This is a genomic window from Pedobacter sp. BMA (assembly GCF_001027745.1).
Taxonomy (GTDB): domain Bacteria; phylum Bacteroidota; class Bacteroidia; order Sphingobacteriales; family Sphingobacteriaceae; genus Pedobacter.
In genome coordinates this window covers 322,110-337,191 of sequence record NZ_LECU01000005.1, presented here as the reverse complement: position 1 = coordinate 337,191, position 15,082 = coordinate 322,110, and the positions used below count along the sequence as shown (strand labels likewise).

The window sequence follows — 15,082 nt, the reverse complement described above, 5'->3', positions numbered from 1 at the left end:
TTTCTTTGTTTTATGGTTATATTTAAGCAAACCAAAATGTGATGACTAAATCTAAAACCGACATCAAAAAAAATAACTTTTTTGAGAAGTTTGCCAATGCCGCAACCAAATTTACAGGCAGTTCTGTAGCTTTTATTGCCGCAACTGCTATCGTAATTATCTGGGCAGTTACTGGTCCTGTTTTTAAATATTCGGAAACCTGGCAGCTCGTGATTAATACAGGTACCACTATCATCACCTTCCTGATGGTTTTTCTGATTCAGAAAGCGCAGAACAAGGATGGTAAAGCTATACAGTTAAAGTTAAATGAATTAATTGCTGCGCAACAGGGTGCAAGCAACCGCATGGTAGATATTGAGGATTTAAGTGAAAAGGAGTTGGATCAGTTACATAAATTTTACGTTACGATTGCTACGCTTGCCAAAAAAGAGGCCGATATTCACTGCTCTCATTCCATTGATGTTGCCAAGGAACTCAACGAAGAGAAAATAAAAACGAATAAACACTTTAAACACCAGAAATAATGAGTCTACAGGTTCAAAAAGTTATTCACCCAGAAGATTTAGATAAGGTATTTGCTATCCGTAAAAAAGTATTTGTAGAGGAACAAAATTGTCCGCCAGAGCTGGAGTGGGAAAACGAAGATATTTCCACCCATTTTCTTGCCACTCAGAATGGGCAACCCTGCGGGGCCTGCCGCTGGCGTAAAACTGAACTGGGTTATAAGCTCGAACGTTTTGCCGTATTGAAAGAATTCAGGGGGCAGGGGGTAGGCAGAGCTCTAATTGCCGAAGCACTTTCAGATTTACCTGAAGATGCTCATTATATATACCTGAACTCGCAACTGGATGCCGTAAGCTTGTATGCCAAATTTGGCTTTGCTTCACAAGGTGACCAGTTTGAAGAGGCAGGAATTCAGCATTTTAAAATGGTAAAGAAAGTTTAAAGATTTTAAAGCGAACAACAATTATCCAAATATCTGAGCGGACAAAATCATTGCCTCGTGCCATTTTTCCATGTTGAGATTTAGATTTTCGCCTTTTGCAGTTAAAAAGGAAATTACATCTTCTGTAGCAATATTTCCCGTTAAGTCATCAGCTGCCATCGGACAACCACCAAAGCCTTTTAAAGCAGCATCAATGCGCTTCACTCCTGATTGATATGCAGCTTCAATCTTTTTGAGGCGGTCGGCAGGAGTGGAATGCAGGTGAATCCCGATTTCGGTATCCGGATATCCGGATATCAGTGTGGGTAGAATTTCCCTGATTTTTTCGGGAGTAGACACACCTACTGTGTCAGCAATCGAAAGAATTTTAACTCCTTTACTCACCAGAATTTCTGTCCATTTTTCTACAATTTCATAGTTCCAAACATCGCCATACGGGTTGCCGAAACCCATTGAAAGATACACAACGGCTGTTTTGTTTTTCTTTTGGCATAAGGATAACATCTGCTCAACCGTAGCTAACGATGCCGGTATACTCGAATTGGTATTGCGCTGCTGGAAGGTTTCTGAAACGGAAAATGGAAAGCCCAAAAAATCGATCTGTTCATAATCAGCCGCCGTTTCTGCGCCCCTTATATTTGCTACTATGGCGAGCAGCTGGGTAGCAGTGTTGCTAAGATCCAGTTTTGCCAGCAATGCTGCGGTATCCGCCATCTGCGGAATAGCCTTTGGCGATACAAAACTACCAAAGTCCAGCGTGTCAAAACCAACCTGAAGCAATAAATTAATGTATTGCGCTTTTAAGGCTGTTGGAACAAAATCATGAAGGCCCTGCATGGCATCACGAGGACATTCAACCAGTTTAAATTTATTTTCACTCATATGCAATGGGCTCACTAAAATAGGTGATAGGCAAGGTTTTCAAGTCAATGTAAAACGGCCAGGTCATCAGTTAAATTTCCTTTCTATAGTCAACACTTCGGTCTTTGGCAAATGTCCTGATGATTAAACGTGTTCCCCTGTCGTAACTGAAGTAGCTCCAGAGCCAGTTGATAAACACGATAATTTTGTTTCTAAAGCCCACTAATGTCATCAGGTGCACAAACATCCAGGTGAACCACGCAAACACGCCCTGGAAGCGTATTTTGCCCATATCTACTACCGCTTTATTCCTTCCAACAGTAGCCATCGATCCTTTGTCAAAGTAGCTGAACTTTTCCAGAGGTTTTTTCTGGGCGATATTGATCAGGTTTTTGGCCAGGTGGTGCCCTTGCTGGATGGCTACTGGCGCTACCCCGGGATGTCCGTTAGGTGTTTCGTCATTGATTATCGCCGCAACATCCCCAATGGCATATATATTCTGGTATCCTGCAACGAGGTTTTCCGTATCGGTTTTTAATCTTCCGCCACGTACCACTTCTGCCTTTTCCATTCCTGCTAATACCTGCCCCTTAACGCCGGCACTCCAGATTACCGTAGCGCTTAATATTGGTGGCTTATCCTGAAGCGTAAGTATATGTCCGTCATAGCCGAGTACGCGGGTTTCATTCATCACCTGCACCCCCATTTCGATAAGGAATTTCTTGGCATGAACCTGAGCCTGTGGCGACATCGGGCCGAGTACTTCCGGAGAGTTTTCAACAAGGTAAATGTTTACCTTACTTAAATCCATTTCGGGGTAATCGTTAGGTATCACGTGCTTTTTAAGCTCCGCAATTGCTCCGGAAGTTTCTACTCCGGTTGGTCCGCCGCCTACGACAACAAAGTTTAAAAGGGCGCTTTTTTTATCTGAATCGCTTTCAATTAAAGACTTTTCAAAATTCTGTAGTATCAGGCTTCTTAAATCGAGAGCTTCGGGAATCGATTTCATTGGCATCGAATTTGCCTCGATCTCTTGATTACCAAAAAAGTTGCTGGTAGAGCCAGTAGCAATTACCAGGTAATCATAATGGATATCGCCAATATCGGTGCGTACATAATTTTCAGCCGCATTAACTTCATTCACCTTGGTTACCCTGAAGATCAGGTTTTTCTGACCTTTAAATATTTTTCGAAGTGGGAAGGCGATGGCTTCAGCCTCGAGTCCGCCTGTTGCTACCTGATAAAGTAGCGGTTGAAAAGTATGGTAGTTATGTTTATCCAACATCACCACCTGAAAAGGTTTATTCTTTAATCGTTTTGCTAATTCAATTCCTCCAAATCCACCTCCAACTATAAGTACTCTAGGGTATTCGCTTTTAGGAAGTTGTAAATCCATTTTCTATCGGTTTATCTGTTTGCTAAAGTAACAAAAAGATATACAAATGGTTTAAATACCGTGGATATTCAACCGTTATCACCTCATTCTGCCGGTAATTAATGTTGTTATGATCATTTCAATTTGTAGTTATGGCAAAAAAAAAACGCCCCGGTTTATCGGGGCGTTTCTGAATCTTAAAAAATGCTGATTCTTATTTTTTCTCTTCTGAACTACCAAGATCAATTACGATAGGAGTAGAGATACATAGTGATGAATAGGTACCAATGATACGGCCAATCAACAATGCGAAGATAAATCCACGTATACTGTCTCCGCCAAAGATGAAGATCACCAATAATACAAAGAATACCGAAAGTGAAGTTAAAATCGTACGACTTAATGTACTGTTCAATGCGAAGTTGATTAAGTTATTACGTTCTTCACCGTGTAAATCGCTTTTACCCGATTCTTTAAGACGTTCACGAATACGGTCGAATACGACTACTGTTTCCGTCATGGTGTAACCCATTACCGTTAAAATCGCTGCGATGAAATCCTGACCAATTTCTAATGAGAATGGTAGTACGCCATCTAAAATTGTGTAGAATGATAATACCATTAAAACGTCGTGGAATAATGCGATAACTGCACCTAAACCATACTGCCATTTTTTGAACTGAATTACAATATACACGAACATGAACAAACATGATATTAATACAGCGTAAAATGCACCGTTAACGATATCGCTGGCGATAATAGGCGTTACTTTTTGCGAGCTTACAATTTCATATTTTGAACCTGCTAACCCTTTATTTAAAGCATCTTCAACAACTTTATCCGTTTTAACATCCTGATCTTCTATTTGATAAGTAGTTGTAATTTTCAACTGACTGTCTTCACCCGCAGTTTTAACCTCAGGTGTTTCGTTTCCAAAAGCAGGAGTTAGTTTAGCTCTTACTTCTTCAGTAGTAACAGGATTCTGGAAATGAACCAGATAAGTTCTTCCTCCTTTGAAATCTACACCCAGGTTTAAACCACCATTTTTAAAATACATACCAATACCGGCAATAATGATAATGCTGGAAATGATGTAGTAAATTTTACGGCGGCCAACGAAGTTGAAGGCCAGGTTTTTGAAAGCATTACGGGTTAAGCTGTTATCAAAAGAAATTTCAACCTTGCGATCTAACATCGATTGGAATACTACTCTTGAGATTAATACAGCTGCGAACAACGAAGAAAGGATACCGATACATAATGTAGTTGCGAAACCCTGAACCGGGCCACTTCCGAAAAAGTATAGAATTGCACCTAAAATGAATACCGTTACGTTTGAATCGATAATAGATGGCATCGCATGTTTGAAACCTTCTTTGATTGCAGCGGGAGTAGCCTTTCCTAAAGCGAGCTCTTCACGTACACGTTCAAAAATAAGGATGTTTGCATCTACAGATAAACCAATGGTTAATACGATACCTGCAATACCTGGTAAAGTTAATACAGCACCAAGAGATACCAATATACCAATGATGAAGAATAAGTTAACCAATAAAGCGAAGTTTGCAACCCAACCTGCACGGTGATAATACAACGCCATGAAGATTAAGATTACAATAAATGCAATTACGAAAGAGATCAGACCATCGTGTATCGCCTGTGCGCCAAGGGTAGGACCTACAATGTAGCTACCTGCAATGCGTGCAGGAGCAGGTAATTTACCAGCCTTTAAGATGTTAGATAAATCTTTTGTATCAGTTTGTGTAAAGTTACCGGTAATTGAAGAAACACCACCAGCGATTTCATTCTGTACTGTAGGTGCAGAATAAACCATGTTATCTAATACAATTGCGATAGATTTTTTATTGTTTGCATCAGCTGCAGCTTCTGCGGTAATTTTTTTCCATTTTGCAGCGCCTTCGCTGGTCATGTACATGGTTACTTCTGGTTTACCTTTCTGATCGAAATCAGCACGGGAATCGCTGATTGCTTCACCACCTAAATCCGGTTTGCCATCTGCACTAAGTACTTTAATAGCATATAGTTCGAAAATTTTAGAACCTTCTCTTGGTTTAACGCTCCACATAAATTTCATCGATGATGGAATAGATGCAGCAACTTCAGGCATTTTAAGGTAAGCATTAACTTTAGCAGTATCTTTCTGTAAAGACATCCCTACTACAGCGCCAGGAATCAACTGTTGCTGACCGTTTTCGCCCTGATAAATCGGTAAGTTAAGCACGGCGTATAGCGGATTGGATTTTGCCAGTTCGGCTCTAACCGCTGTAGAATCTTTTTTACCTAAATTAGCCAGTTTACCACCTTTAGCAGCAGAATCAGTTTTAGCTTTGCCTTCTAAACCGGCAAGCTTGCCACCAGCAGCAGGAGCTGCAGTAGTATCAGTGCTTGCAGGCGTATTTGATTTCAAAGTAGCCGCTAAAGTTTTATTAATATTTTCAAGCAAAGGAACAACTTCCTGAACCTGGTATACCTGCCAGAATTGTAATTCAGCAGAACCCTGTAATAATTTAGCCATACGTTCTTTATCCTGAACACCTGGCATTTCAATTAAGATCCGGTTACTTCCTTCTTGTTTTTGAATGTTTGGACTAACAACGCCTGAACCATCGATACGAGAACGTAAAACAGTTTCAGAACGATCAATCGCACTGGTTGCTTCTTTTTCTAAGAAAGACTCAACCTCGCTATTGCTTGCATTTGGTTTTAACTGCGAAGCATTATTCTGATTAGAGAAAAAATCTGCAAGTTTAACGCCCGGACTCAACTTTTCGAATTCATCAACAAAAATCTTGATGTAATCTTTTCCACCTGCGTTTAACTGGATCTGTGCATTTTGAACAGCTTTGTTGAAATTGGCATCTGTAGGGTTACCCGCTAAAGATTTAACCAGTTCAGCTAACGATATCTCCATCGTTACGTTCATACCGCCTTTTAAGTCGAGACCTAAGTTAATTTCTTTCGATTTTACCTCGCTGTAAGTAAATCCAACAATTGGATAAACTTTCTCGGTACTCATCGAATCTAAATAAGCCTTCTCTTTGGCTGCATCACCTTTCGCATAGTTTTTTGCGTCTTTCTCTATTTTGTTTGCTACCAAAGTAAAAGAAAGTGCATACGCACAAACGATAGCTAAAACTATCGCTATAAACTTAATAAAACCTTTTCCTTGCATTGTTTGTTTAAAATAATTTGTCTTTCGCTGTTTTTTAACAAGTCGGCAAATCTAATTAAATTTTTAAATTATAGAACCTCCTTATTGATAATTTATTAAGAATAATTTTTAACAGAGAATTATCGGGTGAGAATTGTTGAGGTTATACTGTTTTTGAGCTGGCTTCGCCGCATAATACGATTTAGATGTTATTTCTCTTTAATACCTCAAAGGTGTAATCGTACTTATTTTTATCATCCGCATGATGAGTTTCACTACTAATGGTTTGCCATTCCGTTCTATCAACTTTCGGGAAAAATGTATCAGCCTCAAAGGTATGGTGAATGGTAGTCAGGTACAAAATGTCGGTTTTAGGTAACGCCTGACGGTAAATTTCGGCACCACCCACTACAAATACTGATTTTTCCTCGTCCGCGGTTAACTCAAGTGCTTCGTCGAGGCTGTTTACTACTTCTACATGGTCGATTTTCAATTGACGATCTCGTGTGATTACGATGTTTCTGCGGTTTGGCAATGGTCTTCCTACCGAATCGAAGGTTTTACGGCCCATGATCACCGTATGACCGGTAGTGGTTTGTTTGAAAAATTTCAAGTCGGCCGGCATATGCCAAAGTAGCTGATTGTTTTTCCCTATTTCAAAGTTTTCGCCCGTGGCAACGGCAATACAAAGCAAAGCGCTTTTTCCTTCATTAGTCATCAACTCTTATTTTATTTATATAAACTGTATTATACTGCCACTACGCCTTTTATATGTGGATGTGCTTCGTAATTTTCCAATGTAAAATCTTCAAATTTGAAATCAAAAATACTTTTCACATCTGGGTTAATCTTCATTATTGGTAGCGGCTTTGGCGCTCTGCTCAATTGTAAATGAGCCTGCTCAATGTGGTTATTGTATAGGTGGGCATCACCTAAGGTATGTACAAAATCACCGGCTTCAAGTCCGCATACCTGAGCAACCATCATTGTTAATAAAGCGTATGATGCAATGTTAAAAGGAACACCCAAAAAGATGTCTGCACTGCGCTGATACAGCTGGCAACTTAACTTTCCGTCAGCTACGTAAAACTGAAAAAACGCATGGCAGGGTGGAAGCGCCATATGTTCAATTTCAGCAACGTTCCATGCGGAAACGATAATTCTGCGTGAATCAGGATTGTTTTTAAGGGTATTGATGATATTGGTAATCTGATCAATATGCTGACCATCTGGCGTGGGCCAGCTTCTCCATTGTGATCCATATACCGGTCCCAGGTTTCCATCCTCATCAGCCCATTCATCCCAAATCCGTACACCATTATCTTTCAGGTATTTAATATTGGTGTCGCCTGTTAAAAACCAGATCAGTTCATGAATAATAGATTTTAAATGGAGCTTTTTAGTAGTAACCATAGGGAAGCCTTCCTGCAAATTAAACCGCATCTGGTAGCCAAAAACACTAATGGTTCCTGTCCCTGTGCGGTCGTGTTTCTGTGCACCATTATCCAGCACATGCTGCATTAAATCTAAGTATTGTTTCATATTTTCTTAACCCGTTCCGGGGCTTCCAGATCTTAAGTGGTATTGGTTACAAATATCTAAAATTAATCAAATTGAATAGTCATTAGTTTTCTACAATTCAGTTTTTTAAACATTTTGTATGTTTGTATCAGTACTATGTTTGAATTTGAGCAATCTCAGATCTCAAATCACATATTTCAAATCTGAACTCTGAATGTTATCTTTTCCAAATGCAAAAATAAACCTCGGACTTAATATCACCGAAAAGCGGCCAGATGGTTACCACAACCTGGAAACGATCTTCTATCCGGTTAATATTAAAGATTCCGTTGAAATCACCGATGCGGAATTTACTTCATGCAAAATACATGGAATTGTTATCCCGGGTGATGCAAATGACAATTTATGTGTAAAAGCATACCATCTGATAAAGACGGACTTTAATATCCCCCCACAGGAAATTAATCTTTTAAAGAATATTCCGGTGGGAGCAGGTTTAGGGGGCGGCTCGGCCGACTGTGCCTTTCTCATAAAACTGTTAAATGATAAATTTGATTTGGGGTTATCTGTTCAACAAATGGAGAATTATGCACGACAGCTAGGGGCGGACTGTGCGTTCTTTATCGAGAATAAACCTGTATATGCTTTCAATAAAGGCGATGAATTCGAAAAGTGCGAAGTTGATTTGTCAGCTTACTTTAAAGTGCTGGTTAAACCGCCTGTGCATGTCAGTACAGCTGATGCCTATGCCCTGGTAAAACCACAAAAGCCTTTGCAATCCTTAAAAGAAATCATACATTTGCCATCAACAACATGGAAAAATAAGGTTATCAACGATTTCGAGCCATCGGTATTCGCGAAGTATCCCCAAATTCGTCAAATAAAAACCAGTTTATATGATGCAGGCGCAACCTTTGCTCTAATGAGCGGAAGTGGTTCGTCGGTATTTGCAATTTTCAATAATCCCGTAAAATTGCCTGAACTGGAATACGAAAATTTAGTTTATTACGATATTTAACAAAGGTAAAAGGTTGTTAGGTGTAAGACGTGACGTCTTGATGCCCTGAACCTCATACTTCATACTAACGAAATGAATATTAATCTCATCCGCAAAAGCGGAAAATTTAACTTTGAGGCAGAAAACGAGAGCGGTTTCACTGTCGAATTGGACGCAAAAGCTGCTATTGGTGGTGAAGGCAAAGGTTTCAGACCAATGGAGATGCTCCTGATTGGTCTTGGCGGATGTAGTGGAATCGATATGGTGAACATATTAACGAAGCAGAAGGAAGTAATTGATGATATCAGAATAGCAATCAAGGCTACACGCAAAGAAGAGGAGATGCCTCCAATTTTTGATGTAATTGATATCCAGTTTGACCTGGCTGGTGACCTGAGTACGACCAAGGTGGAACGTGCATTATCCATGACTTTTGATAAATATTGTTCGGTATCCAACATTCTCGGTCGCTCTGCAAAAATTAATTTTACTTATACAATAAACGGTAGCAAGTAGCAATGACAGCTATCAAGACATGACCTATATAAAATACCAGATCTTGATATCCGATACTTCGATCTTGATACTAAAATCCTGATAATAACAAAAATGAAATCTGAAAATTTTGAAACGATAGCTATACGCACTCAAACCGAACGTAGTTTACATAAAGAACATTCTGCACCAATTTATCTTACATCAAGTTATAAATTTGATGATGCTGAAGAAATGCGTGCACTTTTCGCCAATGAAAAAGAAGGAAATGTGTATAGTCGTTATGCAAATCCAAATACATCAGAATTTATCGAAAAAATGTGTTTGCTGGAAGGTGCTGAAGACGGTTTTGCTACGGCTACAGGAATGGCGGCTATTTTTACCACCTTTGCCGCATTTCTAAAGGCTGGCGATCATATTGTTTCAAGCCGTTCTGTTTTCGGATCAACGCACCAGCTACTAACTAATGTGTTTTCTAAATGGGGGGTTACTTTTGATTATGCAGATTTAGACAAACCCGAGGACTGGGAAGGCTTGGTTAAACCCAATACAAAAATGATTTTTGTAGAAACGCCATCAAACCCGGGTATAGATATCATTGACCTGGAATATTTAGGAAATCTGGCTAAAAAACACAATCAGCTTTTGGTAGTAGATAATTGTTTTGCAACGCCATACCTCCAGCAGCCACTTAAATTAGGTGCACACATCTCAATCCATTCGGCAACAAAGTATATTGATGGGCAGGGACGTGTACTTGGCGGTGTTATTCTAGGTAGTAAAGAATTGATTGCGGAGGTAGTGGCTTTTGCCCGTCACAGCGGACCGTCACTTTCGCCATTCAACGCCTGGATCCTATCAAAAAGTCTGGAAACGTTGGCTGTACGTATGGATCGCCACTGCGAGAGTGCTTTAAAAGTTGCAGAATATTTGGAGCAGCACCCAAAAATTAAGTTGGTGAAATACCCCTTTTTACCATCGCACCCGCAACATGAAATTGCTAAAAAGCAGATGAAACAAGGTGGCGGTATTGTTACCATCGTTGTTGAGGGCGGGGTAGAAGGCGCCAGCAAATTTATGGATGGGCTGAAGATGTTTTCAATTTCAGCCAACTTAGCTGATACCCGTTCTATTGCAACGCACCCGGCAACGAGTACTCACAGTAAGTTAAGTGAAGAAGAACGAAATGTTGTAGGTATTGAACAAGGTTCTATCCGTTTATCTATCGGACTGGAGCACATCAATGATATTCTTGCTGATATTGAGCAGGCGCTGGCTTAAAAATAAACGATGCGGTAAACGAACCTTGATTCGTTTACCGCATTATGCTTTTCTCCTCCGGCAAAGCAACTGACTCGGTCTCCCGGAAAATATTCAGTTTTTTTAGCCCGGATTTTTTTCTAAATTGTGGGCATGAAATACATATTATCATCTCTTTTACTTTTGGCTGGAATTAATTCTTTTGCTCAAAGTACTAAAACGATTAATCAATCGGGTAATCCTATTTTTCAGGGCTGGTACGCTGATCCTGAAGCAGCGGTTTTTAATAACCAATACTGGGTTTATCCAACCTATTCTGCAAAGTATAAAGAGCAGGTGTTTATAGATGCTTTCTCATCTGACGACCTGGTGAAATGGAAAAAACATCCTCACGTGTTAGATACTGCGGCAGTTAAATGGGCAAATAAAGCCATGTGGGCCCCTGCGATTGTTCAGAAAGACAAAAAATACTATTTGTTTTTTGGAGCCAACGATATTCAAAGTGATAACGAAGTAGGAGGAATAGGGGTTGCAGTGGCTGATCGACCAGAGGGGCCTTACAAAGACCATTTGGGTAAGCCATTGGTAGATAAATTTCACAATGGCGCACAACCCATAGATCAGTTTGTTTTTAAAGATAAAGACGGACAATACTATCTGATTTATGGTGGCTGGAAACATTGCAACATCGCTAAATTAAATAACGATTTTACCGGCTTTGTTCCATATCCTGACGGAACGATCTTTAAGGAAATTACACCCGACAATTATGTTGAAGGTCCATACATGTTTATCAAAAACGGTAAATATTACTTTATGTGGAGCGAAGGAGGTTGGACGGGTCCTGATTATTCAGTTGCTTATGCAGTGAGCGATTCGCCGTTCGGACCATTCAAAAGAGTGGGTAAAATTTTACAGCAAGATGCAACGATTGCACGGGGAGCCGGCCATCATTCACTGATCATAAATGAGAAAAAGAACAAATATTATATCGTCTATCACCGACGTCCGTTGACGGAGACGGACGGAAATCACCGTGAAACCTGTATTGACGAAATGAAATTCGACACAAATGGCAATATCCTTCCGGTTAAAATCACCGAGGAAGGTGTACCGGCGCAGAAATTTAAGTAGGTATTTCTATATTTGATTTACCAAGAAGCCGGAAGCCCAAAGCGCATAACAATAAAATACTGGCTACAATTGCCCATAAGGTGTTGTAGCCAAAATGTTTGGCAATAAAAAAGCCAGATACCGGGCCGGATACCTGCGCTATTGACCAGCTCAAAGTATAACCCGCTGCATAAAGACCCCGGTTGTGGACATTACTTCTGCTAATTACAACCGTATTAATAAAAGGAAGCACAAACATTTCACCAACAGTAAAAACAACAACCGTAAGAACGGCCATTGCAATATGCAAGCCGAAGGGAATGCTCAAAATCAAATAAGAAAAGGCAAACAAAACCGCGCCAATAATGATAAAAAATATGGCAGGTCTTTTATTTTCAATCTGATTAATCATCACCATCTCAAACAGGGCAATAATTGCGCCGTTAAGGCCCATTATCACCCCGATAGCGGCTTCATTGATTCCCCAATGATCCTTAAAAAACACAGGTACCACCCTAAACATCAAAAAAGCGGAAGTGATAAATACAGTAGTAATCAAGATAAATTTAATGTAAAAAGCATCGTTCCAGGGCTTTTGCACCACCAGGCTGGCACGCTCTTCTTTCGCTTTTTTCATAAACCCCTTCACCTGCGGTAAGGATAGCATTATGGATATCCCTACTAAAATGCTCACACTGCCTTCAACTAGAAACAGAAGTTTATAATTGATAGAAGCAACGATTCCTGCCAGACTGATTCCAACCGACCAGCCGATATTTGTAGCCAGGCGGTTTAGAGAATAGGATCGTGTAGTTGTACCTTCCTTGGCATAATGGGCAACAGCAGTAAAGTTGGCAGGCCGGAAAGCTTCAGAGAAAAAACTGATGACAACCGATAAGATACATAACGTTGAAAAATCATTTATCGTGGAGAAAACAATAAAAAGTAATCCTCCGATTATTGACGATAGTATTTGTACTGGTCTGAAGCCAATCATATCGGTCAGTTTTCCTCCTGTTAAGGAGCCCAGGATAGAGCCAATTCCAAACAGGGTAATGATTAATCCTGCATCTGTTTCGGAATGGTGCAGGCTTTGGGTAACATATAAACCCATAAAAGGTACGGCCATGCTGCCACAGCGGTTAAACATCATCACGATGCTCAACAGCCAGGTCTCTTTACTTAGGCCACTGAAAGAAGATTTATAGGTGTTAAGGATGAGTTTAAGCATGGTTTTATTAGGGGATGTAAAAATAAGGAAAGAGATGGATGATGAGAAGTTTTTATTTCCCTAGTTTTTCTCCAACTTTGCACCACCGAAAAAGATATGCCGCCAGAGAAAAGAAAACCAGTTGTTCGCAAACCTGTTGCCAGGAAACCCGCCCAAAGCAAATCACCGCAAAGGAAGAAGAAAGGCAAATCCATTTCTTTGGGCTTGAAAGTGGCAATTGCCGGCATGCTTCTTATTCTGCTATCTCCGTTTTACTACGGCTACATCTTGAATGGCTTCGTATCTACCTGGCGCTGGGTGCGGGACTGGGGGCAGGACCCAAACTACCGTACCTATGAAAGTTTCAACATTAAAATTCCTAAAAAGTATAGCGTTCACGGTATTGATGTATCCTATTATCAGGGAAAGATAAACTGGCCCCTGGTAAAGGAGATGAAGGAAGACGAAGTGAAGATTAGATTCGCCTTTATCAAAGCAACAGAAGGTTTGTTACAAGTCGATCCTTATTTTCAAAGAAACTGGCGCGAAGCGCCAAAAGCCGGTATTGTATGTGGTGCTTATCATTTCTTTCGCCCAAAAAAAAGCGGGAAAGCCCAGGCAAAGTTCTTTTTACAAGTGGTTAATATCGAGAAAGGCGACTTGCCTCCGGTGGTAGATATCGAAACGCTCGACGGCGTTTCACCCCTTAGAATGCGATTGGAACTATCTGATTTTCTAACCTATGTAGAGATGAAAACTAAGGTGAGACCAATTATATACACTGGTTTAAAGTTTTACGAAGATTACCTGGAAGATAAACTTGATAACTACCCACTTTGGATTGCGCATTATTACCAGCCTAAATTAAGACTGGCTGAGGGTAAATGGAAATTCTGGCAACATTCTGATAAAGCGAAAATAAATGGTATCGGGCATGTGGTAGATTTTAACGCCTTCAGTGGAGACAGCACGGCACTGGCTGGTATGTTGGTTAAATAATCCCCTTTGTTTCCCTTTTGGGCGCTGGAGCTTATATCGTCCAGCTTTCGCAGTTTTCTAAAAAGAATTCATCGGCTTCGGCACCAATTCCGGGTTCGTCGGGAACATCGAGGAAATAACCGTCGTAAGTAAGCCCCCCAACTGAAGGATCCACCAGATGACCTAGCAGCGCCGTATCCAGGTCGAAAAATACTACATTAGGACTTGCCAGCGCAAAGTGAAGGTTTGCACTCAATGCTATCCTGCTCTCCAGCATGCTGCCAATCATACATTTTATACCGGTTTGCAACGCTTCCTCATGTATTTTCTGTGCTTCTAAAATCCCTCCTGATTTAGAAAATTTAATGTTCAGGTAGGTTGTAGACTGACTGTTGATTAGTTTTCTTGCATCATGGTGGTTGTAACAACTTTCATCGGCCATTAGCTTAATGGGGGAGTTGACGTTCAGTTCCGGCAACTGATCATCGTACCAGGTGCGCATGGGCTGCTCGCAAAATTCGATATTGTATTTTTCGAGGGATCCAAGTGCAAACAAGGCATCGTCAAAACTCCAGCCCTGATTTGCATCAAGACGAAGTATAATTTCGTCACCAACGGCCTCCCTGATCTGTTTTACCCTTTCAATATCATCATGCACTTTTTTGCCCAGTTTAATTTTCAGAATCCTGCATCCTTGAGCTTTGTATTTTAATGCTGTTTGAGCCATCCCTTCCGGCGTATCAATGCCTATGGTCATGTCAGTTTCGATCGTTCTTTTAGTACCACCAAGAAATTTGTACAGTGGTAAACCAGCATGTTTAGCTGAAATATCGAAGAGGGCCATATCGAAAGCACTTTTAATGGTATTATTATGATCGGCATAGCCTAACAAGTCATTCATCCGCTCCGGAATTTCAAGCGGATTTTTACCTTTAATAATTGCTGCGAAATCTTTAGCCATGGCAATACAGGTTTCCTGCGTTTCGCCCACAATCATTGGAAAGGCAGAGCATTCGCCAATGCCATGAATGCCGCTGTCGGTATAAATTCTTATTAATACGTTCTGAGCGAAATGCATGGTGCCAGTTGCAATTACAAAGGGTTCCATTGGTATACTGAAGCGGTATATTTCGGTGTGGGTAATTTTCATT

Annotated in this window: 14 protein-coding genes; 7 read left to right on the top strand and 7 right to left on the bottom strand. The window is 40.4% G+C overall.

Annotated elements, in window-relative coordinates; all coding sequences use genetic code 11:
• The first annotated feature begins 41 nt into the window (after nucleotides 1-41).
• Both AB669_RS10990 and AB669_RS10985 read left to right on the top strand, forming a co-directional pair.
• Nucleotides 42-524 carry a low affinity iron permease family protein gene (locus tag AB669_RS10990; protein WP_047799352.1) on the top strand — a complete coding sequence of 161 codons (483 nt, stop codon included), beginning with the start codon at nucleotides 42-44 and terminating at the stop codon, nucleotides 522-524.
• On the top strand, nucleotides 524-946 hold the full coding sequence (locus AB669_RS10985; protein ID WP_047799351.1) for a GNAT family N-acetyltransferase: 423 nt from the start codon (nucleotides 524-526) through the stop codon (nucleotides 944-946). Before AB669_RS10990 ends, AB669_RS10985 begins: the two co-directional genes overlap by 1 nt.
• Before the next feature lie 21 nt (nucleotides 947-967).
• On the opposite strand, the gene AB669_RS10980 is transcribed toward AB669_RS10985, so the two are convergent.
• The 5 genes from AB669_RS10980 to AB669_RS10960 form a co-directional block, all read right to left on the bottom strand.
• On the bottom strand, nucleotides 968-1,828 hold the full coding sequence (locus AB669_RS10980) for a hydroxymethylglutaryl-CoA lyase (protein ID WP_047799350.1): 861 nt from the start codon (nucleotides 1,826-1,828) through the stop codon (nucleotides 968-970).
• Nucleotides 1,829-1,898: 70 nt separating this feature from the next.
• Nucleotides 1,899-3,203 (bottom strand): NAD(P)/FAD-dependent oxidoreductase, encoded by a 1,305-nt coding sequence (locus AB669_RS10975; RefSeq protein ID WP_047799349.1) that lies wholly within the window; start codon nucleotides 3,201-3,203, stop codon nucleotides 1,899-1,901.
• Between the two features lie 193 nt (nucleotides 3,204-3,396).
• On the bottom strand, nucleotides 3,397-6,378 hold the full coding sequence (secDF, locus tag AB669_RS10970) for a protein translocase subunit SecDF (RefSeq protein ID WP_047799348.1): 2,982 nt from the start codon (nucleotides 6,376-6,378) through the stop codon (nucleotides 3,397-3,399).
• Nucleotides 6,379-6,559: 181 nt separating this feature from the next.
• Complete coding sequence (locus AB669_RS10965; protein WP_047799347.1) at nucleotides 6,560-7,075, bottom strand: dihydrofolate reductase; 516 nt, start codon at nucleotides 7,073-7,075, stop codon at nucleotides 6,560-6,562.
• Nucleotides 7,076-7,104: 29 nt separating this feature from the next.
• The gene (locus AB669_RS10960) at nucleotides 7,105-7,899 is read right to left on the bottom strand and encodes a thymidylate synthase (RefSeq protein WP_047799346.1); all 795 of its coding nucleotides are present in this window, start codon (nucleotides 7,897-7,899) and stop codon (nucleotides 7,105-7,107) included.
• Nucleotides 7,900-8,092: 193 nt separating this feature from the next.
• Between AB669_RS10960 and ispE the strand changes: the two genes are divergently transcribed.
• From ispE to AB669_RS10940, 4 genes are all read left to right on the top strand, one after another.
• Nucleotides 8,093-8,896, top strand: a complete 804-nt coding sequence (gene ispE, locus AB669_RS10955) for a 4-(cytidine 5'-diphospho)-2-C-methyl-D-erythritol kinase (RefSeq protein WP_047799345.1) — start codon at nucleotides 8,093-8,095, stop codon at nucleotides 8,894-8,896.
• 72 nt (nucleotides 8,897-8,968) lie between these two features.
• Complete coding sequence (locus tag AB669_RS10950; protein ID WP_047799344.1) at nucleotides 8,969-9,391, top strand: OsmC family protein; 423 nt, start codon at nucleotides 8,969-8,971, stop codon at nucleotides 9,389-9,391.
• A gap of 93 nt (nucleotides 9,392-9,484) precedes the next feature.
• Nucleotides 9,485-10,651, top strand: a complete 1,167-nt coding sequence (locus AB669_RS10945) for an O-succinylhomoserine sulfhydrylase (RefSeq protein ID WP_047799343.1) — start codon at nucleotides 9,485-9,487, stop codon at nucleotides 10,649-10,651.
• A 132-nt stretch (nucleotides 10,652-10,783) separates the two neighbouring features.
• Nucleotides 10,784-11,764 carry a glycoside hydrolase family 43 protein gene (locus tag AB669_RS10940; RefSeq protein WP_047799342.1) on the top strand — a complete coding sequence of 327 codons (981 nt, stop codon included), beginning with the start codon at nucleotides 10,784-10,786 and terminating at the stop codon, nucleotides 11,762-11,764.
• Here AB669_RS10940 and AB669_RS10935 read toward each other — a convergent pair.
• A complete protein-coding gene (locus tag AB669_RS10935; RefSeq protein WP_047799341.1) occupies nucleotides 11,757-12,974 on the bottom strand; it encodes an MFS transporter in 1,218 nt (405 codons plus the stop codon). The two genes, AB669_RS10940 and AB669_RS10935, sit on opposite strands and share 8 nt — an antisense overlap.
• 96 nt (nucleotides 12,975-13,070) lie before the next feature.
• Between AB669_RS10935 and AB669_RS10930 the strand changes: the two genes are divergently transcribed.
• Nucleotides 13,071-13,952, top strand: a complete 882-nt coding sequence (locus tag AB669_RS10930) for a glycoside hydrolase family 25 protein (protein ID WP_047799340.1) — start codon at nucleotides 13,071-13,073, stop codon at nucleotides 13,950-13,952.
• Nucleotides 13,953-13,983: 31 nt separating this feature from the next.
• Here the strand turns inward: AB669_RS10930 and AB669_RS10925 are convergent, their stop codons facing one another.
• Entirely contained in the window at nucleotides 13,984-15,081 is a 1,098-nt protein-coding gene (locus AB669_RS10925; protein ID WP_047799339.1) for a mandelate racemase/muconate lactonizing enzyme family protein, read from the bottom strand.
• Between the last annotated feature and the right edge of the window lies 1 nt (nucleotide 15,082).